This is a genomic window from Paraburkholderia oxyphila NBRC 105797 (assembly GCF_000685075.1).
Classification (GTDB): Bacteria; Pseudomonadota; Gammaproteobacteria; order Burkholderiales; family Burkholderiaceae; genus Paraburkholderia; species Paraburkholderia oxyphila.
This window is the reverse complement of record NZ_BAYD01000029.1, coordinates 77,460-97,078: the sequence shown is the minus strand read 5'-3', so window position 1 is coordinate 97,078 and position 19,619 is coordinate 77,460. Positions and strand designations below refer to the sequence as shown.

Sequence of the window (19,619 nt, the reverse complement as noted above, 5' to 3'; positions counted from 1 at the left end):
TATCTACGGCTGCGGCATGACAGCGTCGTCACTCGCGCTGGAGATGGCGTGCAATCCTGGCGCTTGCGCGGCCGTGGCCTGTGCGGCGGCGTCCGCGTCCGGTTCGCCGCATAGCCCGAGCAGCGCCGCGCGCGCGCGCTCGCGCAGGCTCACCATCGCGCGGAAATCGTTCCCCTCTGCATGGATTGGAGCGTGCAATTCGACTTCGATATCGCCGTGCTCCGGGATCCAGCGCCCATCGCGCAGCGCCGCGCGTGCGCCGCGCACCGCGACGGGCAGCACCGGGCAACCTGCCAGCACGGCGGCGCGAAACGCGCCCAGCCTGAACGCGCGCAGCCCGGCTGCGGCCACGAAGGTCCCCTCGGGGAAGAACAGCAGCGTTTCGCCGGCGCGGGCGCATTCGACGAGCTGAGCCTCATCCGCAAGGCTTTGGCCATAGTCGTCGCGCGCGACAAAGCGCGTGCCAAGCGCACGCAGCACGGCGCCGACGAACGGCTGGCGCGACAGCTCCCGCTTCGCGACAAAGTGCACCGGCTCGGGCAACGCGGCAAGCAGCGCCACCACGTCGAGATAGCTCGTGTGATTGACGACCAGTACGGGGTGCGCCCGAACATCGAAGTGCTGCGCGCCGCGCAGCGTCGTGCGCAGCCCCACAGCACGCAGCACGATGCGGCTGGCGCGCGCGGCCGTGCGCCAGCGCCGCAGGGGGGCGCGATCGACCGCGACCAGCAGCCAGACGGCCGCAAACGCGGTTCCGGTGAGCGACCAGCACCAGGCGCCGCGAGCGACGCTCCTAAGCGACGCGAAGGCGGCCCGCGCGAGCGGAACCGCATTGGCAGCCGCCAGCGCGAACATCTGCCGCCACAGCGCGAGCGTGCCCGGCGGCTTCGCGCGGGATGCGCCGTGGCGCAGGCGCTCGAGCGTGGCAGCGCGACGGATCTTGCCGCCAGGCGTCTTGAGAATCTCGTGCGGCGCGACGAGCATGACGCGCTCGGCAGGCGCTCCGCACAAGCGCAGCACGACGGCGTTGACACGCGCCGTGAGCTCGGCGCGCTCGGCGGCCCCGCGCAGCGCGGTTTCCACGATCACGACGAGCCGCTCGGTGGCGGCGAGCGGATCGGGCTCGCCGCAGGCTGCCACGCCACCGGGCTCGATCCCGCTCAGTTGCCCCACCGCGTGCTCCAGTTCGTCGGGGAAAATATGGCGGCCCGCGCGAATGATGAGGTCCTTGCTGCGCCCCGTGACGAAAAGCTCGCCAGCGGCGAGATAGCCCAAATCGCCGCTATCGAGCCAGCCGTCATGCGTGAGCTGCGCGGTTTGCTCCGGTTTGCGGTAGTAGCCGGCCGTCGCGCTCGCGCCGCGAAACTCGATGCGGCCGATCCGACGCTCGGCGAGCGGCTGCCTCCGGTCGTCCACGATACGCAGTTCTGTATCGGCGAGCGCATAGCCGCAGGCGACGAGCGCGAGCGCGTCGTCGTCCGCTTGTGCCGGCTCGGCTTTGCTGTGCGTGGCAAGTGTCTCTCGCCGCACGAGGTCGACGCGCAAGCCGCGCGACGGCGCGGGGAAGGTGACGGCGAGCGTGTTCTCCGCGAGGCCATAAACCGGCGTGATGGCGCGTGCATCGAATCCGAACGACGCGAAGCGCTCGGCGAAGGCCCGCAGCGTGTCGGGATTCACCGGCTCGGAGCCGCAGAACGCGAACCGCAGCGACGCGAGATCGAGCCCGGCGAGCTGGCGCTCGGGCACGCGCCGCGCGCACCACTCGTACGCGAAATTGGGCGCAGCGGTGATCGTGGCGCGGCAGCGCGAGATCGTCTCGAGCCAAACGACCGGGCGTGCCAGAAACGCGAGCGGCGACATGGCGACGAGCGGAAAGCCGAAATAGAGCGGGGCGAGCCACGCGCCGATGAGCCCCATGTCGTGATAGAGCGGCAGCCAGCTCACGAGCTTGTCGGCGGGCTGCACCATCATGCGCTCGCCCATCGCGCGGATGTTCGAAAGCAGGTTCGCGTGGCTCAGCATGACCCCTTTGGGCTCGCCGGTGCTGCCGGACGTGTACTGGAGCAACGCAAGGTCGTGTGGGTCGGCCGTCACGAGCGGCGCTGGCTCGTCATTGCCGGGCTGAATCGTGTCGAGCGTCGCGCTGGTGAGCACCTGATGCAGCGAGGGGACTTTCAGTTTGAGCAGTTGCGCAACGGAGCCCAGTGAGGCAGAGGCGATCAGCGTGGAGACTTCGGCATTCGCGAGGATCGACGCGTGGCGGGTGACGTGCTCTTCGAGCTGTGCAAGGCTCGTTGGCGGATAGATGGGCACCGGCACGGCCCCGCACAGCGTCAACGCCGCGAAGGCGACGAAATACTCCGTGCCGGTGGGCAGCATCAGCGCGACGCGTGCGCCCGGATCGACACCGAGCGCGCGCAGGGCGTTGGCCGCGCGCGAGGCGCGCTGGAAGAACGTCCCATACGTAAGCTCCCGGGAGACGCCGTCTTCAACCAGCGTGAGATGGAGCCGGTCGGGGTGCACGCGCGCGTGCCATCGGAGGACCTCGGCGAGTGTGAGGGCTTGCTCGGGGACCGTCGATGCGGGTTCGCTGCGCGCTTGCGCTTGCGTCTGCGTCTGTGGCGCCGCTTCGCGCGGCGAAGCCTGTGCGCCCCGCTCGATTGCGCCGAGCAGGTCCGCGGGCGTGGCGGCAGCAAACGCGTCGGGCGGCAGGCGGACGGCGAAGGCCTGTTCGATCCGTTCGGCAAGTTCGGCGCGCGCGAGGCTGTCGAGGCCGAGATCGCGCTCGAGTTGCGTCGTCATCGAAACTCGTTCGGTGCGATGCGCCTCGCCGTGCAACTCGGAGGCAAGCGTATCGATGAGGTGCACGAGGCGTGCGGCACGGGTTTCGTCGGGCTGCGTGTTCATGGGCAGGCCTTCGCGCGAGAGGAGCAGGGAGGGATCGGTCAGCGTGGCACCCAGTACGTGTGCTCGGGTGTGCCCTCGCGGACGTAGAGCCGCTTGACCGCTGCCCATGCGATCCGGCGCGCCGCTTCTTCCTGGCGCGGGTCCCACGCGTGGTCGGCCCAGGCACGATTGAAGGCGGCCCGGAAGATGTCCTGCGCGTGCAGCGGCAAATGATTGCGTACACCCGCAGGCAAGTCGGCGTTCGTTGCGTAAGGCATGGCGTCAAAGGGTGCGTCGTGCACGAAGTCAATCGATCCAGTAACAAGGCTCGCGCGCGGAGGCAGACCGGAGGCTGATTCAAATCAAGAGAAGCCCAGTGCGCCTGCCGATCGATTCGCCCCGACGTCTGCGCTGTTGCAGGCCAGGCGCATCGAACGCGACCGCGCCGCGGCGCAACGCCTGCGCGAGGCATTTCAGCATGCGTGCAGATACGACGTGAAGTCTCTGGCGTAGACATGGCAAATGTTGATGCGCGCATACCTCACGGCGAGCGTGGGCTTGTGGGAGCAAAGCCTGAGCGAGGCCGCGCGCGACCAGGCGGCCTATGGGGCGTTGCTTCGCGGCATGGTCCTCGATGTCGAAAAGGTCTGTGCGCGTACCGCGCCGGCGCGGATGGCGCAACAGGCTGGGCCTGTGCAGCAGGCGGCGGACTGGGTGAAGTACCTTGACTGCTTCATGGGCGCGCGCCCTGACGGCGAGGCGAGGTCCGTGAAGCCAGAACGCAGCTCGATGTCCTCGGCCGGCTGAGCGCGACAGCGCGCACGCGTGCCGTCGCACGTGCTCCTCAGGCCCGTGCCTGGAGCAAGAGGTCGAACATCAGCACCGCCGCCGAGCAGAGCAAGCCCATGCCGAGATTGGCCACTCTGTGGCCCACGTCCGGACGGGATCCCGCGACGGTCGAAATCAGGAATATCGACTGGGTAATAATCTGCAGAGCAAAGAATGCAAGCATGATTGTGAAGTCGTATCCCATCTGGTTGAATCCGTAGAGGCTGAAGCCACGCCGGGATACCCAGTCGACCAGCCTGAAAATCTCGTAGAGCGAGAGGAGCAGGGGGAAGCCATAGCTGACCAAATAGGTCGGGACGGTTGCGTGGCGCAACTCCGGGTGGAAATGATGTGTGCGTGCCATGTCGATCTCCTCGCTTCATGAGATTTCATCGTGGTCGCGGCGGCGCCCGGCCAGGCTGATCTGCGTCAAATGGTTTGCCCCACCGCGATGGATAGTGTTGCGTGCCACACGCGAATTTTTAAGGAGGCGTCGGCGATGCAGGCGAATGCAGTGGGGATCCCTGTCGAGAGGCTGCTGCTCGATGGCATGCTGAGCGTTCCGCTAGCCGCGAAAGGTATCGTGGTCCTTGTGCATGGCGGCGCAAGCAGCGAGCATGGGGTGGGGGATCAGATCATCGCAAGGAGCCTCCAGGACGCAGGCTTCGCCACGCTGTGCTTCGAAATCCTGAGCAAGGATGAAGAGCGCCGTGACACCGGCACGGGGGAGTACCGGTTCGACGTGGCATTGCTCGCTCGTCGTCTCGCGAAGGTGCTCGACTGGCTCGGGACGCGTCCGGATACACGTGTGTTGCCAGTCGGCCTGTTGGGCGACGATACGGGCGCGGCGGCGGCGCTGATCGTTTCGGCCGCGAGGCAGCAGGTGCGCGCCATGGTTTCGCGGGGCGGCCGGCAGGATCTCGCCCGCGAGGCATTGGCGTGTGTTACCGCGCCGACGCTGCTGATCGTGGGCGAGTTCTACGAAACGGCGATTCGCTTCAATGGCCTCGCTGCAACGCGTTTGCGCTGCAAGCACAGGATCTCGATCGTGGCGGACGCGTCGCGCCGCTTCGACGAGCCGGGCGCGCTCGAAGCGCTCACGCGGCTTGCGACAGAATGGTTCTTGGCACATCTGGAAATCGGCGTGTGCGCAGCCGGGCGTGTGCACGGTCATTGACGAACTGGTGGTGGCGTGACGCGGCGGGCACGCCGCGCCGCAGGCCGACCGGGCCCAACGAGGAGTGAACTCAGCATGGAGAACAAGCTCGATTCGGGCAGCATCGCGCTTTTCATCGGGCTCCTGTTTCTCGTGGCGCTTCAGCTGTTCTGGGCCACGCCGGGCGTGCCGCCGATCGCGTACAGCGATTTTCGGCGCTTGCTCGACGCGCACGAAATCGACAACCTCGTGATCAGTCCCACGCGCATCACCGGCGAGTTGCGCTCGGAACAGGCCAAGGCGGCGCTCCCCGCGTCCGACGCCGCCGCATTAGGGGGCGGTCCGCCGCCTTACACGTTTTCGACGATCCGCGTAGCCGACGATTCGTTGCCGGTCCGGCTGGCCGCCGCGGGCGTGCGCTATAGCGGCACGCTCGACAGCAACTGGGCCGGCTCGCTGCTCGGGTGGCTTGCGCCGCTCTTGCTCTTCATGATCGTGTGGCAATTCATGATGCGCCGGGGTGGCGGGACGCGCGACTTCATGGGCATCGGCAGAAGCCGCGCGCACGTCTATGTGCAGCGCGAGACGGGCGCGACGTTTAACGATATCGCTGGCATCGACGAGGCGAAAAAGGAACTTCAGCAGATCGTCTCGTTCCTGTGCCACCCGGAGCGATACCGCCGGCTTGGCGGCAAGATACCCAAGGGCATCCTGATCGTCGGCGCGCCCGGCACCGGAAAGACCCTGCTCGCGAAGGCCCTCGCTGGCGAAGCAGGCGTGCCATTCTTCTCCATCAGCGGGTCGTCGTTCGTCGAAATGTTCGTCGGCGTGGGGGCGGCGCGCGTGCGCGATCTGTTCGAGCAGGCGCAGCGCCAGGCGCCGTGCATCGTGTTCATCGACGAGCTCGACGCGCTCGGCAAGGTGCGCGGCGCGAGTCCGATATCGGGAAATGACGAACGCGAGCAGACGCTCAATCAGTTGCTCGTCGAGCTGGACGGCTTCGAGGCCAATGCGGGCGTCATTCTGCTTGCGGCAACGAACCGGCCCGAAACGCTCGATCCCGCTCTGCTGCGTCCGGGCCGGTTCGACCGGCACATCGCGATCGACCGCCCCGATCTCGTGGGGCGCAGGCAGATTCTTGCCGTGCATACGCGCAAGGTGCCGCTTGCGCCGGACGTCGATCTGGAGGAGCTGGCGGCGCGCACGCCCGGCTGCGTGGGCGCCGATCTGGCGAACATCGTGAACGAGGCCGCGCTGCACGCCGCGGAGGCCGACCGCTCGAGCGTCGCCATGGCCGACTTCGACGAGGCCATCGACCGCGCGCTCGCAGGCTCAGAACGCAAGAGCCGCGTGATGAACGCGCTGGAGAAGCTGACCATTGCGTACCACGAGGCGGGGCATGCGCTGGTCGCGCAAAGCCGCGCGCATTGCGACCCGGTCAAAAAGGTGTCCATCATTCCGCGCGGGGTGGCGGCGCTTGGCTACACGCAACAGGTGCCCACCGAGGACCGCTACGTGCTCAGGCGCAGCGAACTGCTCGACCGGCTCGACGCGCTGCTCGGCGGTCGCGTGTCGGAAGAACTGGTTTTCGGCGATGCTTCCACGGGTGCGGAGAACGACCTCGAACGCGCGACCGCGATGGCGTGGCACATGGTGGCGCGCTACGGCATGAGCGAGCGCATCGGCCTCGCAAACTGTGCGGACGATGGCGTGGCGCACGCGCTCGGCGGCGCAGAGGGCCCTCGCCATGGTGAGCATACGGCACAGTGCATCGACGACGAAGTGCGCAGGCTGCTGAACGAAGCACATGAGCGCGTTGCGCGAACGCTGGACGACCGGCGTGAGGCGCTCGACAGGATTGCGAAGTGTTTGCTCGATCGGGAAGTGCTCGAGCACGATGAACTCGTCGCGCTGATTGCGGGCGAGCCAGTGCAGGGCGACGGCGCGGAGGCGCGCGTGCGGGAAGACACCTCGGGCGAAGGGCAATCCCGACGCGTCGAGCGCGCTGCGTGAGGCGCGGGTGAGCGGCCTCGTTGCGCTTAGTGCCCCGGCTCGAGATAGTCGCGCGCGGCGCGGGCGCGTTCCGAGGCGCGCATGATGTCGAGTGCCCGCTGTTCGACGCGGCGGACCTGTTCGCGCGAGATGCCAGCACGCCTGGCGATTTCGTCGTAGGTTTCGGGTTCGGCGCCGCCAATCCCGAAGCGCCAGCGCACGATGTCTGCTTCGGCCGCAGGCATCTCGTCGAGCAGGGCTTTCACGAGGTCGCACATGCGCGCGTTGGCTAGCGCCTCCAGCGGGGCGCGCGCGGCATGATCCGGAACGAGTTCGACGAGTTCCGTCTGTCCGTCGGGCAGCAGGATGTCCAGGGATGCAGGCTCGCCCGGCAGCGCCAGCAATGCACGCACTTTGGCTTCTTCGATGCCGCTGGCCGACGCGAGATCGGCAGGACCCGGCTCATGGCCCGTGCGCTCGCGGATGCGCTCCCTCGCGCGCCGCACGCGCGAGAGCTGGCCGCCAACATGGACGGGTAGCCGGATGGTGCGCCCGCGGTCGGCCACGGCGCGTGCGATCGCCTGGCGGATCCACCATGTGGCGTAGGTGGAGAACTTGAACCCACGCTGGTATTCGAACCGTTCGATCGCGCGCATCAAGCCGATGCTGCCGTCCTGAACCAGATCGGCAAGGTCGACGCCGCGGTTATCGTAGCGCCGCGCGATCGAATACACGAGCCGAAGATTGGCCTCGAACAGCTTGCGCGTCGCTTCGCGCAGGCGCTGGCGCGTCGCGCTCAACTGCGCAAGGCATGCATGTGCCCCCGGAGTGGCGGGCCCGCCTCCGCGCGTGGCCAGCAGTGTCTCGCAGGCCGTTTCGACGGCCTCCGACGGCCAGCAGGGGGCGGCGGGCGGCGCGCTTGCGCCGAGTACGCGCAGCAGATCGCGGCGCGACGCCTCGATCTGTGTCGCCAGCTCGATCTCCTGGTCGCGCGACAGCAACGGCACGGCTTGCATCCGCGCACGGAACAGCACGAGTGTGTCGTCGGAGACGGAGATGTCCTGTGGCCCTGCCGCGGGGCTCAATGGCTGCGGGCCGCCTGCTTGTGCGTCGTCGCTGGCGGATCCGCGCGCGCCGCCTGGCGTGTCCTCATGAAGGGGGGCATCGAGCACCTCGACGCCAGTCCGCGCGAGCTGGTCAAGTACGTCGTCCACCATTTCGCGCGAGCAGGTGGCGCTGGCAAACGCATCTTCGAGATCGGTTCGGAACAGATAGCCCTGCCTGGCAGCGCGCGCGAGCAAACGCTCGACGCGCTCCATGTCTGTCCCCTGCTGCCGGCCTGTGGTTTTCATGTCGATCACGGATTACACCGTCCTGCTAATCGGGAGGACTGAATGGCTCCCGTGTGACGGCGGCCGCTCGTTCACGAACACCCATTCGCTACGGCCTGCCTCATGACCGTGCATCTTGGGGCGATTGTCCGCGATTCAACCGGACTCAACCAAAGGGCCAAGCGCACGGAACTCACGCCGAAACAGGCGTGGCCGAGCCGAACCACGGCACCTCGCTCTCCAGGTAATCTGCATAGGATTCCCAGCCAAACGGATTGTCGTCGAACAGCAGCTCTCTCACGGGCGCCGCGAGCGCGAAATGGTCGAGGCGCTCGTTCAGCAGCAATTGAGGCCAACGGCAAAACGCGCGCAAGGTGCGGTACTCGAGCTCGCTGACCGTCATGGTCTGGGCGACGTTGGCCAGCAGGGGCGCGCCGGCAAGCGCCTGGTAATTTCGCACCAGATCGCCAACCGTGCGGGCCTCGTGGACGTGCTCCTTGATGTAATCGAGCATCTCCAGAACATCGCCGAGTTGCAGCAGCAACGCCCGGCGCTCGTAAGCATCTTTCATGATTCACTCCTCGCGGATCACAGACTCCGGCCCGCTCGATACACCCGCATGCGGCGGGCAGATGCAGAAGCGCCGGGCCACCGGCTTCTGCACGGTTACTTTGCATGGATACGGCGCGCTCAGCGCTTCATGGCGAGCTCGTACGGCATTTCGGGCAACTGCCCCCAGCCGACCGGCGCGTAAATGCTTCCGCCCGCGAGCCGTACCTGCTCGGCGAAGTGCTGGAGCGTCGCGCCCGCCATGATGTGCACGGGCGGGCCGCCAAAATAGCTGTCGGTGCGCAGCCAGGGCGCGCGCCGGTCATTGATCTCCTGAACGCTGAACGGGTGCGCGTGCTCCCCGGTTTCGGGCGTGAGCAGCGGCCCGTCGAAGGCGACCTTGAGGATCTGGTCGGGTTCGCCGCCGTAGGGCAGACCGGCTTTCGGCGCATAGGGCGAGCGCTCCCAATGGTCGCCCCCATTGCTGTTCGAGCGGCAAGCGCGTGAAATACGCCCACGGCGTGCGGACGTAACACAGGCGATACATCTCCTGGACTGCAGTCAGATCGACGCACGTAGTCATCGCTGGCTTCCTCTTTCGCGAGAGCGCCGCTTGACGCTCACTGCGCCTGCGGCCTGCCGACGGTCTGCGCGAGGACGGGCACTTCGTCCTCGTTCAGGCGCAAGGCGTCGGCGAGCAGCCGATGATTGATCCAGCCGCGTACGACGGTCGCGAGCCCCTCGGACGCGCAATAGAGCGAGACGTTTTGCGAGATTGCGCCGGTGGAGATGGCCGCGAACAATTCACGCTGCTGCGGGGGCGTGGCGAGCACCTGGGAGCCGCGCAGCACGTACACGAGATCGAGCGGCGCTTTGCCTACGAAGTCCTGATAGCCAGTCATGTTGCGCGCGTCGACGGCGTGCTTGAGCACGAGGCGGTTGAGCGCGGGCTCGTAGCGATAGACGCCATGAGGCAACGCTACATAGACGTCGATTTCGTTGAAGCCATGCGCGGACGGCGCCGTGTGGCCGCCCGTTTCAGGGCGGTTGATCCCGTTGGCGGCCCAGAGCAGTTCGCCGAGCGTGTCGAGTGTCATGGGCGTATCCGCATAGGCGCGTGTGCTTTGGCGCTGCGCGAGTGCCTGCATCAGTGGCGCGCCCGCAGCGAGGCGCGGCCGTGGCAGGTCGATGAAGGCGGGCGCTGTGCCGCTCGCGGGCGCGGGCGGCAGCAGCGGCGTCGGCTCGTATTCGATGCGTTGAAATTCGGTCATGACTTTCTCCAGTCACTTGAGCGGGGATTATGCAGAGGGGTTGAGGATCTGCCGCTCGTCAAATCGCCAGGACTTCGATGGCTTGCTTGCCTTTGTGACTCGTGGTTTCGTTGAAGCTCACACGCTGGTTTTCCTGCAACGAGCGAAAGCCATCCGCCTTGATGGACGAAAAGTGCACGAACACATCTTCGCTACCATCGTCGGGCGTGATGAAGCCGAAGCCCTTGGCGTCGTTGAACCATTTGACGGTGCCTGTTTTCATGTCGTTTCCATGGAAATGGGAGAGAAATGGAGGTGCACGCCTTTGCGCGCCGCTTTTCGTTATCGGCGACGTGCGGGCTTGCGTTTGCCGCTTCAGTCTCGACGCCCGCCCAGGAGGCACGATTGACTCAGATCAATCAGGGCGATGCGCATCACAAGCGCGCCCCGATTTCGAGACCGGTGCGCAGCGAATTGACCGAGATCAGCCGGAATTCGCATCGAGCGCTTATCCTGGATGAATCGAAGCCTTGCATTGCGGAGAAGTGCCGCGCCCCCCGATCCATCGCGCGGCGCCGCCTCTCGCGGCACTGCGCGGCTCCACCGAGATCTTCACGACCGGCATCAAGGCGCTCGATTTGCTCGCGCCGCTCGCGCAAGGCGGAAAGGCCGCGATGTGCACTGCGGATTGACAAGAGTCAGCCGCGCGGCGTGGCGCTGCGCGATGCTTGAAATGGTACGGATGGCGAAGCCATGGAGCGAATCATGAAACTGGATGAAGCACTCAAGCAGGACGTGGAGCAGGAACTCGCGTGGGATCTGGCGCTCGATGCCTCGGGCATCGAGGTTGGCGTGCGAGACCGCATTGTCACGTTGTTGGGGCGGGTGCCCGACTATGCGCAGAAGCTCGCGGCCGAGCGCGCCGCCGAACGGGTGGCCGGTTGCCGCGCGATTGTACTGGAGCTCTCGATCGACCCGCCGCCGGGCGCCGAACACCCCGATGCCGATCTGGCCGCCGCAATCATGAGCGCCCTGCGCTGGCAAGCGGGTCTGACCGGCGACCAGGCGCATGTGGAGGTCGACCGTGGCTGCGTGACCCTCATGGGCGAGGTCGATTGGGGCTACCAGCGCAATGCGGCCGAGAAAGTGGTGAGCCGCATGCGCGGTGTGGTGGGCGTGGCCAACCGGCTGAACGTGCGCAACAGCGAGGCTGCGTTCGAGGTCGCGCAGCATATCAGCGCGGCGCTGGCCCGCCGTGCACAACGCGAGTTCGCCGGCATCCACATCGACGAGAGCAACGGCGTGGTGACGTTGAGCGGCACGGTCGCTTCGCTGCGCGAACGGCGTGCGGCCTGCGGCGCCGCGTGGGCGACGCGCGGCGTGCGGGCGGTGGTGGATCGGCTGAGCGTGCAGTGAACCGTAGCCTGCCGCGCCCGTGTCCGCCCAGGAAGGGACAGGGCATCGCCCGGGCGAGGCGACACGGCGTGCACCGGCGGCGCGCATCCCGCATCGTTGATATGCGTCAACTGGGAAGCCGCGAAGACGCGCACGATGAATATGTTCGTGCATAGCGCTGTTGCACGGCGCGATTTTGAAAGGAGCCCCTGCCATGCAAAGACACCTAATCGTGCTCGCGCATTCGGTGGAAGACAGCTTCACCATAAGGATGACCCGCGCCTACCTGGGCGAGTTGCTTCGCATGGGCCATGACGTGCGCGTTCACGACCTGTACAGGATGGGGTTCAATCCGGTGCTCTCCGCGCGCGAGCTGACCGAAGGCAGCGACGTGCACGTGCGCGTGGCCGACGCGCTGATTGCACGGGAAGACGCTGCCGCGGCCGCGAAGGATCTCATGCGCCTGCGCGGGTTCGTCCGCGGGCATTTCGCCTCGGTGCCGGCAGCGTGAACATGGGCGCGACGCGCGAACGGCGAGCCGCGCGGGTGGGGCGGCAGGCGCTGCCGCCGCGCGTGCGGCGCCTGATCGAGAGCCCGACCTACATTCAGGCCGACGAGGACGGCGCCTTCCTGCGCCGCCCCGAAATGTGCGGCGTGCGCTTGCAGCTCGATTACTGGAAAGCCGCTGAGAAGCTGCAACAGCTCGGCATTTCCGACACCGTCGTGGTCTACGGGAGCACACGCATCGAGGCGCCTGCGCGCGCGAGCCGAGTCCTCGCCGAAGCGCGCCGCAGGCTCAAGGAGGATCCGGCCGATGCCCGGCATCAACGTGCGGTTCGTGCGGCCGAGGCGCTGGTCAGGCATGGCGTCTACTACGAAATCGCGCGCGAACTGGGCCGGCGGGTTGGCGCGTGGGGTGGTTCGCGCAGGCTTCCCAGGCTCACGATCGTGACGGGCGGTGGTCCCGGCATCATGGAAGCGGCCAATCGCGGCGCGTTCGAGAGCCGCTCGCCTACGATCGGAATGAACATCTCACTGCCACGCGACCAGCTTCCGAACGCGTACCTGACGCCCGAGCTGTGCTTCCAGTTTCACTACTTCGCGATCCGCAAACTGCACCTGCTCGAAAAGGCGAAAGCGACGGTGTTCTTTCCAGGCGGCTACGGAACCTGCGACGAATTGTTTGAAGTCCTGACGCTTTTGCAAACCCGCAAGATCGAGCCGATTCCGGTGGTGCTGGTCGGCGAGGCGTATTGGCGCAGCCTCGTCGACTTCGACATGATGGCCGACGAAGGGATGATCGCGCCCGGCGACCTCTCGCTGTTCCGCTTCTGCGAGAGCGCCGAAGATATCTGGTCGACCATCCGCGGGTGGTACGGCGCAAGTGGATGAGCCGCTCACGCAGCTTGCGTGCGGCTCTTACGGCATGGAGATGGCTATGAACTGGCTTGCAGAGTATTTTTCACGCAGAACTCCCGTACTGAATATCTCGATGTGGGCGTACCCACCGCTGCTGCTCGGCCCGGACGGGCCGGCCGCGCAGAAACCGTATTGCCTGCCGTACCCTGGCGTCGAGCTCGCCTTCAGTCCCGGTGAGGACGTGAGGCGTGGCACGCGCAGCGATGAAATCCCCGCGCGTTACGAGATGCATGCGCCGGAGGCACTCCCGACGCCAGAAACGGCGCCGAATGCCGAGGGCCGCGAATTCTTCCGGTCGATCGAGATTTTCGCCCCGTCGCGTTACAACCGCGATTTCCTCATCAGGGTCAATGACGCGTTCGCATTCGTACCCGTCTTTTCCGCCGATGGTGCGCCAGGCTTTTTGGGCAGTTGCGTGGCGCCATCGGGCGATTGGGGCTCGCCGCAGCACATGCATCTGCCATGGTGTTTTGCGGGCTACATCAGCATTTAGGGCTCGCGGCTAGCCGTATCGTAGCGGAGTGGTCTCGGGTGTCTTTACCGGCGCGGCGCCTGCCGTGCACGAGAAGCACGGGACAAACGGACGTACGCGCGAAACGCTCCGCCACGCTGCCGTGCAATGCACGCCTCACGCCACGCCGGCCATGCGTGCCAAGCACCACCAGTTCAGCGCCGCAGCGAACGGCGCAGCGCAGGAGACATTGCGCCACGTCGTCGGCCGGGCTGCCCAGTTCGAGAAGGTCGGCTTCGCAAGCGACACCTAGCGCCGCCGCGCTTCGCTGCGCGGCGGCGAGTTGTGCATGGGCTTCATCGCGTTGCGCCGTGAACAGTTCCACCGGCAAGTTCGCCATGCCGAGTCCGATGCCCATACCGAACGGCGCGACGACGGGAATCACGTGTGCGACGCAGAGACTGGAGCCAAGCAGGCTCGCAAGGCGCAGTCCGTGCGCAAGCGCGCATTTCGACGCCTCACTGGCGTCTATTGCAACCATGATCTTGCCGTACATGAGTCTCTCCTCGCCGCTGCGTGCATGACGTGCCGGGTAGGCGTGCGATTGCTTGCCGCGTCGAAAGCGTAGGTGGTCGACGGCTATCTGAATTGATCTGAGTCATATGTGCGGCAAACGTGCGGTGGGACGCTATGTCCGTCAGCCAGCGTGGCGAGATCAGGAGTGGACTGCAATGAAATCCGATATCGAATTGAAGCGTGACGTCGAAGCCGAGCTTGCCTGGGAAAAATCGATCAATCTCGCGCAGATCGGCGTCGAAGTGTGCAACGGCGTGGTGACCTTGTCGGGCCATCCGCCCAGCTTCGCGGAGAAGCTGACCGCCGAGCGGGCGGCCGCCCGGGTTGCGGGTGTGCGCGGCATCGTGGTCGAAATGGAGGTGCGTCTGCCCCACGACGACAGGCGAAGCGACGAGGACATCGCGAACACGGTGCGCTCGATCCTCGAATGGACCGTAGGCATGAACAACCAGAACGTGCAGGCGCAGGTCGAGAAGGGCTGGGTCACGCTGCTTGGCGATTGCGAATGGGGGTATCAGAGCCATGCTGCGCAAAGTGCCATCTCGCATTTGCGTGGTGTCACCGGTGTCACGGACAAGATCAGGGTCCGGGGTGAAACGTCGATCGAAGACATCGCACGCGGCATACGCGACGCGATCCAGCGGCACGGGGACCGCGAAGCGAAGCACATCGGCATCGAGATCGAAGACGGCACAGCCATCCTGACCGGCAAGGTCGCTTCGCATGCCGAGCGGCGGCTCGTCTGTGGGGCGGCCAGAGCGACGCCGGGCGTGCGCGCTGTCGTCGATCTTCTGACACTCGAATGATGCGCAATGTGCTCGTGCGTGGCGCACCCGCCACGCGAGGGCACAGCGCAGGGGGCAAGGCTATGTATCGCGCGTTTCGTCGGTTTGAAAAACTGGCGTTCGGCATCGTGACGGCGTTGGCGCTCGCGTGCGCAGGCTTCATCGTGATCGAGCGCTGCGGCGTGTCGATAGACGATCTCGTGGCGCCGCACGGCGGGAGTGCAGCGCTCGCCTATGTGTTCGCTTGCGCGGAGGCGAGCCAGACGGCCCCGTGCGCATCGTCAATGCCTGTCTGGAGGGGGGCGCAATGAAAGCCGCCACGCTATGCACACGTGAAGTCGCCACCTGCGGCCCGGACATGTCGATTGTCGAGGCAGCGGCGAGAATGCGCGCCCTGCACGCGGGCGATCTGGTGGTGGTGCGCGAGGCCGACGGCGTGCGCACGCCCCTCGGTGTACTGACCGATCGCGATATTGTGCTGGCGGTGGTGTGCCCCGATGCCGCGCCGGGCCGTCTGTACGCCGGTGACGTCATGTCGGCGCCCGCGGTGGTCGCCCACGGCGCCGACGACATCTGGCTGCTCGCAAGACGCATGCGCCTGCACGGCCTGCGCCGGCTCCCGGTGGTCGGTGAAGACGGCGGACTGATCGGCATCGTCACGCTCGACGACCTGCTTCAGGCGGCCGCGAGCCTGCTCGACGAGCTGCGCCTGATCGCGGCGCGCCAGCCGCATTTCGAAGAGAAGCGGCGCGGCCAGCGTGATGGCTGAGACGGGGTTCGCGCATCTGCGCAATCTGATGGAGGTGGCCATGAACGCCCCAACACGAATCCTCGTGGTCTTCTATTCGCGCAGCGAGACCACTGCGGAGTTTGCCGGGAGGCTCGCCGCCGAGCTCGAAGGGGATTATGAACGCCTGCAGGAGGTCGAACTCCTGCGGCGGGCGGGGCCATTGGGCTTCCTGCGCTCGATCCTCGATGTGGTCCGCAAGCGCCCCGCGCCCTTGCAGCCGATGACGCACAGGCTTGCCGACTATGATGTCGTCCTGATCGGCACGCCGGTGTGGGCAGGGCGCGCTTCGACGCCGGTTTCGACGTGGATATCGGAGCGTTGGCGCCAGATGCGCACCGTGGCGTTCTTCTGCACGATGGGCGGCCGCGGCAGCCAAGACACCTTCGCGCAGATGCAGCGGCTTGCGCGGTGTGTGCCGATCGCCACTTGCGCGATCTCCGCGCGCGACATGCGGCAAGACGTGGCCGTCGAGAAGGTCGCCCGCTTCGTGCTCGCGATCAAGGATGCGCTTGCCGCGCGCGAGCGCGTGGTGGTGGCCCGATGAACCGCGCGCCGGTGCCGGGCACGCGCGAGCGGCGCTTCGATTATGTGCTCGTGGGCGGTGGCATTGCGAGCGTGTCGGCGGCGCTCACGCTGCGCCACGAAGCGCCGGGTGCGAGCATCGCGATCCTGTGCGGCGAGCCCGTCCTGCCATACCGGCGTCCGCCGCTCACGAAAGGCTTTCTCACGGGTAAGGTCGGCGCGGCGCGGGTCACGATCCATCCGGCCGACTTCTACGAGCGGCAGAACATCGTATTGCTGCTGCACGCGAAGGCCGCCGCGCTCGATTGCGCCGCGCACCTCGTGCGGCTCGAAGACGGCAGCGCGGTGCGCTACGGCAAGCTGCTGATCGCGACGGGCGCATCCGCACGCGCGCCGGACGTGCCGGGCGGCACGCTGGCTGGCGTGCGCCGTTTGCACGACATCGGCGATGCCGTCGCGCTGCGCGCGGATGCGGGAACCGGGCGCCGCGCGCTCGTGATCGGCGCCGGTTTTGTCGGCGTCGAGGTGGCCGCGGCACTGCGCGAACTCGGCCTCGCGGTCACGCTGGTCGAGCGCTCCGGGCAGATGCTGCCGCAACTGCATTCGCCGCTGCTCTCGGAGCGATTCGCAAAGCTTGGCGCGGAGCACGGCATCGACCTGTTGGCCGGGCTGACGGTCGAACGCTTCGAGGGGGCCGGCAAGGTGGAGCGCGCGGTGCTCAGCGATGGCCGCGTACTGGCCTGCGATATCGCCGTCGTCGCGACCGGCGTGGAGCCAAACTGCGCGTTTCTGGCAGGCAGCGGCATCGCGATCGACGACGGTGTGCTCGTCGACGAATGCCTGCAATCATGCGACCCCGACATCTATGCGGCCGGGGACGTGGCGAACTTTCACGACCCGGTGCTGGGCGCGCGGCGGCGCGTGGAGCACTGGGACAATGCCATGCGCCAGGGGCGCCTTGCGGCGCGCAACATGCGCGGTGCGCGCATGCCGTACCGGGAAGTGTCGATTTTCTACGGCGACGTGTTCAACGTAGCCTATAACTTTCTCGGCGATCCTGCCGATGCGCTGGAGGTCGTCGAGCGCGGCGAGTTTGCACGCACCCCGTATTCGCTGTTGTTCATGAGGCACCACGTGCTGCGGGCGATGTTCTCGATCGGTGCGCCAGCCGAAGAGGCGATCGCCGCCGCGGAAATGATCCGCCACCGGCGCAATCTTGCGGGCAGTCGCGAGGCGCTTGCGCAGGCCGGTTCGCGGCTGGGCGCGCTGCCTTCGCAGACCGTGCTCATCCTGCAGGGCGGCGGCGCGCTCGGTGCGTTCGAAAGCGGGGCGATTGCGGCGCTGGAGTCGCACGGCGTGCGGCCCGACATCGTCTCGGCCGCCTCCATCGGCGCCTTCAATGGCGCGATCGCCGCAAGCCACCCCGGGCATGCGGCAAAGGCGCTCGAGGCGTTCTGGCGCGATCTGTCGATTACGGGGCTTGCCGCGCCGCAACCGTGCGCGGACTTGCGGCAGAGCGCGCTCGCATGGCATCTCGCATGGTTCGGCGTCCCTAACTTCATGCGGCCGCGCTGGTGGCCGGGCGAGATGGGGGACATCGGCGAGACGGACGGAGGCAGCCCCGCGCCGTGGTGGACGAGCTTCTACGACACGCGGCCGATGCTTGCACTGTTGCGACGCCACGTCGATTTCGACGCCCTGGCGGCGAGCCCCACGCGTCTGCTGCTCGGCGCGGTGGACGTCGCAAGCGGCGAGCGGCGCATCTTCGACAGCTACGTCGACCGCCTGACGCCCGAGCATCTGCTGGCGAGCGGCAGTCTGCCGCCCGCGATGCCGTGGACGCACATCGAGGGCCGCGCGTACTGGGACGGCGGCATCGTCAGCAACTCGCCGCTCGATCTCGTGATCGAGCGCTGCGGGCGGATAGCGGGGCGCGTGTTCGTCGTCGACCTGTTCTCCGGCGTGCGGCCGCTGCCGTCGAATCTGTTCGAGGTGATGTTGCGCCGTGATGAGATCGTCTACGCGGACCGGGTGCGCAACGACTTGCGGTTCGAGGAAAACGCCAACGACTTTCGCGAACTGGTCGAGCGTATCACCGCGCAGCTCGATACCGCGAGCGCCGCGCGCGTGCGCCAGTTGCCGGAGTACATCCGGCTGATGGGCAGCCATGTGCCGGTGCAGATCCACCGCATCGCGCTCGATGGCGCCGAAGGGGGGAGGTGGACCTTTGCGCGCGACTTCGATTTTTCGGCGGAGTCGATTGCCACGCTGCAGGCGCTCGGCCGGGAGGCGGCGCTCGACGCGCTTGCTTCTGGCGAGGCAAAGACGGGCAGCGACGAGACGGCTGCAGACCGCGAGGGCGAAGCGTGTGCATAGCGCGCACGCGCCTGAGGCAGGGGAGAGGCTGATGCAATATTTCGACGTGTGCAACGGCGACGCGGACGGTCTGTTCGCGCTGCATCAGCTCCGTCTCGCCACGCCGCGCGACGCGGTGCTGATCACGGGGCCGAAACGGGACAACGCCTTGCTGCAGCGGGTGCAAGCGCGGCGCGGCGACCACGTGACCGTGCTCGACCTTTCGTTCGGCGTCAATCGCGCGGCAGCACTTGCGCTGCTGGCGCGCGGGGTGACGATCGACTACATCGACCATCACGTCGCCACCAACCTGCCGCGGCATCCGCTGCTTCATGCGCAGATCGACACGGCGCCCGACGTCTGCACCAGCATCCTCGTCGACCGGCGGCTCGCTGGCCGCCATCGCGCGTGGGCGGTGGCGGCTGCCTATGGCGACAATCTGCCGGGCGCGGCTCACCAGCTTGCCCGGCTCGCAGGCTTGGCGTGCGCCGACGAGGCGCGGCTGCGCGAACTGGGCGAGAACGTGAACTACGCGGGCTATGGTGACTCGCTGAACGATCTGCTGATCGCACCGGCTGCGCTCTACGCGCGGCTCGTGCCGTATACGGATCCGCTCGATTTCATCGCAGCGTGTCCGCTGCTCGCGACGTTAGGTGCCTCGCGGCGCGAGGACCTCGGGCTCGCGTGCGCGCAGCGTCCCGCTGGAGCCTCGTCGGGCACCGAAGTCTATGCGCTGCCCGACGAGCGCTGGGCGCGCCGGGTCCGCGGCGCGTTCGCGAATCGTCTTGCGCTGGCAGCACCCGATCGCGCCCATGCAGTGCTCACGCTCGCCGTCGACGGCACATGGACCGTGAGCGTGCGTGCGCCGCTCGCTGCGCCCGCCGGCGCAGACCGTTTTTGCCGCCGTTTCGGCGGGGCGGGCAGAGCAGGCGCGGGCGGCATCGCCGGCCTGCCGCGCGCGGCGTTCGATACGTTCGTCGCAGCCTTTCAGGCCGCGTTCCCCGGCGCGCGCGAGACCGCATCGGCCCACCCTTCGCCGCGCGATTGATCGAGTTCAATCGTCTGACCGGGTCTGCCACTGACATGCAAGCATGAGACATCGAAGACCGCAGCCGTCGCGGCGGTCCCGGCCTCGCAAGTCTGGACCTACGGCTCGCTGCCCGGCTGCACCCGGTAGCCGCGTCTACGCAATCGCATAGCACACCCATCGGCAGCGCGAGCGTGGTACACCTGCGTTGAGTCGGAAGAATAGAACGCCGAGTCTCTCCTGTTTCAACGGACGATGTGCGTGCCATCGCACGCCTGCATGCTTGGCATCCGGGGAGAATCGCGCA

22 protein-coding genes and 1 pseudogene are annotated in these 19,619 nt (G+C 67.0%); 14 read left to right on the top strand and 9 right to left on the bottom strand.

Annotation, left to right across the window (positions count from 1 at the left end):
* Window positions 1–3: 3 nt before the first annotated feature.
* Together BO1_RS51825 and BO1_RS19585 are read right to left on the bottom strand one after the other, a co-directional pair.
* Window positions 4–2,907, bottom strand: coding sequence for an AMP-binding protein (locus BO1_RS51825; RefSeq protein WP_043285475.1), 2,904 nt, complete (start codon window positions 2,905–2,907; stop codon window positions 4–6).
* A 38-nt stretch (window positions 2,908–2,945) separates the two neighbouring features.
* On the bottom strand, window positions 2,946–3,188 hold the full coding sequence (locus tag BO1_RS19585) for a ChaB family protein (protein WP_245643844.1): 243 nt from the start codon (window positions 3,186–3,188) through the stop codon (window positions 2,946–2,948).
* 226 nt (window positions 3,189–3,414) lie between these two features.
* On the opposite strand from BO1_RS19585, the gene BO1_RS19580 reads away from it, so the two are divergent.
* Window positions 3,415–3,693 carry a hypothetical protein gene (locus tag BO1_RS19580; RefSeq protein ID WP_028219005.1) on the top strand — a complete coding sequence of 93 codons (279 nt, stop codon included), beginning with the start codon at window positions 3,415–3,417 and terminating at the stop codon, window positions 3,691–3,693.
* Between the two features lie 37 nt (window positions 3,694–3,730).
* Here BO1_RS19580 and BO1_RS19575 read toward each other — a convergent pair whose 3' ends face one another.
* Window positions 3,731–4,078, bottom strand: coding sequence for a hypothetical protein (locus tag BO1_RS19575; RefSeq protein WP_028219004.1), 348 nt, complete (start codon window positions 4,076–4,078; stop codon window positions 3,731–3,733).
* A 135-nt stretch (window positions 4,079–4,213) separates the two neighbouring features.
* On the opposite strand from BO1_RS19575, the gene BO1_RS19570 reads away from it, so the two are divergent.
* Both BO1_RS19570 and ftsH read left to right on the top strand, forming a co-directional pair.
* Window positions 4,214–4,891 (top strand): dienelactone hydrolase family protein, encoded by a 678-nt coding sequence (locus BO1_RS19570; RefSeq protein ID WP_028219003.1) that lies wholly within the window; start codon window positions 4,214–4,216, stop codon window positions 4,889–4,891.
* 75 nt (window positions 4,892–4,966) lie between these two features.
* The gene (gene ftsH, locus BO1_RS51820) at window positions 4,967–6,883 is read left to right on the top strand and encodes an ATP-dependent zinc metalloprotease FtsH (protein WP_043285471.1); all 1,917 of its coding nucleotides are present in this window, start codon (window positions 4,967–4,969) and stop codon (window positions 6,881–6,883) included.
* A 26-nt stretch (window positions 6,884–6,909) separates the two neighbouring features.
* Here the strand turns inward: ftsH and BO1_RS19560 are convergent, their stop codons facing one another.
* From BO1_RS19560 to BO1_RS19535, 5 genes and pseudogenes are all read right to left on the bottom strand, one after another.
* Window positions 6,910–8,214, bottom strand: a complete 1,305-nt coding sequence (locus BO1_RS19560) for a sigma-70 family RNA polymerase sigma factor (protein WP_043285501.1) — start codon at window positions 8,212–8,214, stop codon at window positions 6,910–6,912.
* Between the two features lie 172 nt (window positions 8,215–8,386).
* A complete protein-coding gene (locus tag BO1_RS51815) occupies window positions 8,387–8,764 on the bottom strand; it encodes a hypothetical protein (RefSeq protein ID WP_043285468.1) in 378 nt (125 codons plus the stop codon).
* A 119-nt stretch (window positions 8,765–8,883) separates the two neighbouring features.
* Window positions 8,884–9,325: pseudogene (locus BO1_RS51810) on the bottom strand (hypothetical protein).
* 37 nt (window positions 9,326–9,362) lie between these two features.
* Entirely contained in the window at window positions 9,363–10,013 is a 651-nt protein-coding gene (locus BO1_RS19540) for a nitroreductase family protein (protein ID WP_028219000.1), read from the bottom strand.
* A 58-nt stretch (window positions 10,014–10,071) separates the two neighbouring features.
* The gene (locus tag BO1_RS19535; RefSeq protein WP_028218999.1) at window positions 10,072–10,275 is read right to left on the bottom strand and encodes a cold-shock protein; all 204 of its coding nucleotides are present in this window, start codon (window positions 10,273–10,275) and stop codon (window positions 10,072–10,074) included.
* Between the two features lie 262 nt (window positions 10,276–10,537).
* Between BO1_RS19535 and BO1_RS59295 the strand changes: the two genes are divergently transcribed.
* The 5 genes from BO1_RS59295 (at window position 10,538) to BO1_RS19510 (ending at window position 13,299) form a co-directional block, all read left to right on the top strand.
* A complete protein-coding gene (locus tag BO1_RS59295; RefSeq protein WP_156992322.1) occupies window positions 10,538–10,684 on the top strand; it encodes a hypothetical protein in 147 nt (48 codons plus the stop codon).
* Between the two features lie 73 nt (window positions 10,685–10,757).
* Complete coding sequence (locus BO1_RS19525; RefSeq protein ID WP_028218998.1) at window positions 10,758–11,408, top strand: BON domain-containing protein; 651 nt, start codon at window positions 10,758–10,760, stop codon at window positions 11,406–11,408.
* Window positions 11,409–11,601: 193 nt separating this feature from the next.
* Window positions 11,602–11,898 carry an NAD(P)H-dependent oxidoreductase gene (locus tag BO1_RS51805; RefSeq protein WP_028218997.1) on the top strand — a complete coding sequence of 99 codons (297 nt, stop codon included), beginning with the start codon at window positions 11,602–11,604 and terminating at the stop codon, window positions 11,896–11,898.
* Between the two features lie 2 nt (window positions 11,899–11,900).
* Complete coding sequence (locus BO1_RS19515; protein ID WP_028218996.1) at window positions 11,901–12,779, top strand: LOG family protein; 879 nt, start codon at window positions 11,901–11,903, stop codon at window positions 12,777–12,779.
* Window positions 12,772–13,299, top strand: coding sequence for a hypothetical protein (locus tag BO1_RS19510; RefSeq protein WP_245643843.1), 528 nt, complete (start codon window positions 12,772–12,774; stop codon window positions 13,297–13,299). Before BO1_RS19515 ends, BO1_RS19510 begins: the two co-directional genes overlap by 8 nt.
* On the opposite strand, the gene BO1_RS51800 is transcribed toward BO1_RS19510, so the two are convergent.
* The gene (locus BO1_RS51800; RefSeq protein ID WP_043285465.1) at window positions 13,289–13,813 is read right to left on the bottom strand and encodes a universal stress protein; all 525 of its coding nucleotides are present in this window, start codon (window positions 13,811–13,813) and stop codon (window positions 13,289–13,291) included. The genes BO1_RS19510 and BO1_RS51800 overlap by 11 nt on opposite strands.
* A gap of 175 nt (window positions 13,814–13,988) precedes the next feature.
* On the opposite strand from BO1_RS51800, the gene BO1_RS19500 reads away from it, so the two are divergent.
* Genes BO1_RS19500 through BO1_RS19475 form a run of 6 tightly spaced genes read left to right on the top strand, consistent with a single transcriptional unit; the run spans window position 13,989 to window position 19,333 of the window.
* Window positions 13,989–14,639, top strand: coding sequence for a BON domain-containing protein (locus BO1_RS19500; RefSeq protein WP_028218994.1), 651 nt, complete (start codon window positions 13,989–13,991; stop codon window positions 14,637–14,639).
* Window positions 14,636–14,929: a hypothetical protein gene (locus BO1_RS19495; protein ID WP_156992321.1), complete on the top strand. Its 294-nt coding sequence runs from the start codon at window positions 14,636–14,638 to the stop codon at window positions 14,927–14,929. The genes BO1_RS19500 and BO1_RS19495 overlap by 4 nt, the downstream gene beginning before the upstream one ends.
* Complete coding sequence (locus tag BO1_RS19490; protein WP_028218992.1) at window positions 14,926–15,387, top strand: CBS domain-containing protein; 462 nt, start codon at window positions 14,926–14,928, stop codon at window positions 15,385–15,387. Before BO1_RS19495 ends, BO1_RS19490 begins: the two co-directional genes overlap by 4 nt.
* A gap of 28 nt (window positions 15,388–15,415) precedes the next feature.
* Window positions 15,416–15,952: a flavodoxin family protein gene (locus BO1_RS19485; RefSeq protein ID WP_245643842.1), complete on the top strand. Its 537-nt coding sequence runs from the start codon at window positions 15,416–15,418 to the stop codon at window positions 15,950–15,952.
* Window positions 15,949–18,306 (top strand): FAD-dependent oxidoreductase, encoded by a 2,358-nt coding sequence (locus BO1_RS51795; RefSeq protein ID WP_043285463.1) that lies wholly within the window; start codon window positions 15,949–15,951, stop codon window positions 18,304–18,306. The genes BO1_RS19485 and BO1_RS51795 overlap by 4 nt, the downstream gene beginning before the upstream one ends.
* Before the next feature lie 31 nt (window positions 18,307–18,337).
* Window positions 18,338–19,333, top strand: coding sequence for a hypothetical protein (locus BO1_RS19475; protein ID WP_028218990.1), 996 nt, complete (start codon window positions 18,338–18,340; stop codon window positions 19,331–19,333).
* Window positions 19,334–19,619: the final 286 nt, after the last annotated feature.

Bases quoted from the DNA above. Each gene is read 5' to 3' on its own strand.
- BO1_RS51825 (WP_043285475.1), bottom strand. From the start codon at position 2,907: ATGAACACGCAGCCCGACGAAACCCGTGCCGCACGCCTCGTGCACCTC.
- BO1_RS19580 (WP_028219005.1), top strand. From the start codon at position 3,415: ATGCGCGCATACCTCACGGCGAGCGTGGGCTTGTGGGAGCAAAGCCTG.
- BO1_RS19575 (WP_028219004.1), bottom strand. From the start codon at position 4,078: ATGGCACGCACACATCATTTCCACCCGGAGTTGCGCCACGCAACCGTC.
- BO1_RS19570 (WP_028219003.1), top strand. From the start codon at position 4,214: ATGCAGGCGAATGCAGTGGGGATCCCTGTCGAGAGGCTGCTGCTCGAT.
- ftsH (WP_043285471.1), top strand. From the start codon at position 4,967: ATGGAGAACAAGCTCGATTCGGGCAGCATCGCGCTTTTCATCGGGCTC.
- BO1_RS19560 (WP_043285501.1), bottom strand. From the start codon at position 8,214: ATGAAAACCACAGGCCGGCAGCAGGGGACAGACATGGAGCGCGTCGAG.
- BO1_RS51815 (WP_043285468.1), bottom strand. From the start codon at position 8,764: ATGAAAGATGCTTACGAGCGCCGGGCGTTGCTGCTGCAACTCGGCGAT.
- BO1_RS19540 (WP_028219000.1), bottom strand. From the start codon at position 10,013: ATGACCGAATTTCAACGCATCGAATACGAGCCGACGCCGCTGCTGCCG.
- BO1_RS19535 (WP_028218999.1), bottom strand. From the start codon at position 10,275: ATGAAAACAGGCACCGTCAAATGGTTCAACGACGCCAAGGGCTTCGGC.
- BO1_RS19525 (WP_028218998.1), top strand. From the start codon at position 10,758: ATGAAACTGGATGAAGCACTCAAGCAGGACGTGGAGCAGGAACTCGCG.
- BO1_RS51805 (WP_028218997.1), top strand. From the start codon at position 11,602: ATGCAAAGACACCTAATCGTGCTCGCGCATTCGGTGGAAGACAGCTTC.
- BO1_RS19515 (WP_028218996.1), top strand. From the start codon at position 11,901: ATGGGCGCGACGCGCGAACGGCGAGCCGCGCGGGTGGGGCGGCAGGCG.
- BO1_RS51800 (WP_043285465.1), bottom strand. From the start codon at position 13,813: ATGTACGGCAAGATCATGGTTGCAATAGACGCCAGTGAGGCGTCGAAA.
- BO1_RS19500 (WP_028218994.1), top strand. From the start codon at position 13,989: ATGAAATCCGATATCGAATTGAAGCGTGACGTCGAAGCCGAGCTTGCC.
- BO1_RS19495 (WP_156992321.1), top strand. From the start codon at position 14,636: ATGATGCGCAATGTGCTCGTGCGTGGCGCACCCGCCACGCGAGGGCAC.
- BO1_RS19490 (WP_028218992.1), top strand. From the start codon at position 14,926: ATGAAAGCCGCCACGCTATGCACACGTGAAGTCGCCACCTGCGGCCCG.
- BO1_RS19485 (WP_245643842.1), top strand. From the start codon at position 15,416: ATGGAGGTGGCCATGAACGCCCCAACACGAATCCTCGTGGTCTTCTAT.
- BO1_RS51795 (WP_043285463.1), top strand. From the start codon at position 15,949: ATGAACCGCGCGCCGGTGCCGGGCACGCGCGAGCGGCGCTTCGATTAT.
- BO1_RS19475 (WP_028218990.1), top strand. From the start codon at position 18,338: ATGCAATATTTCGACGTGTGCAACGGCGACGCGGACGGTCTGTTCGCG.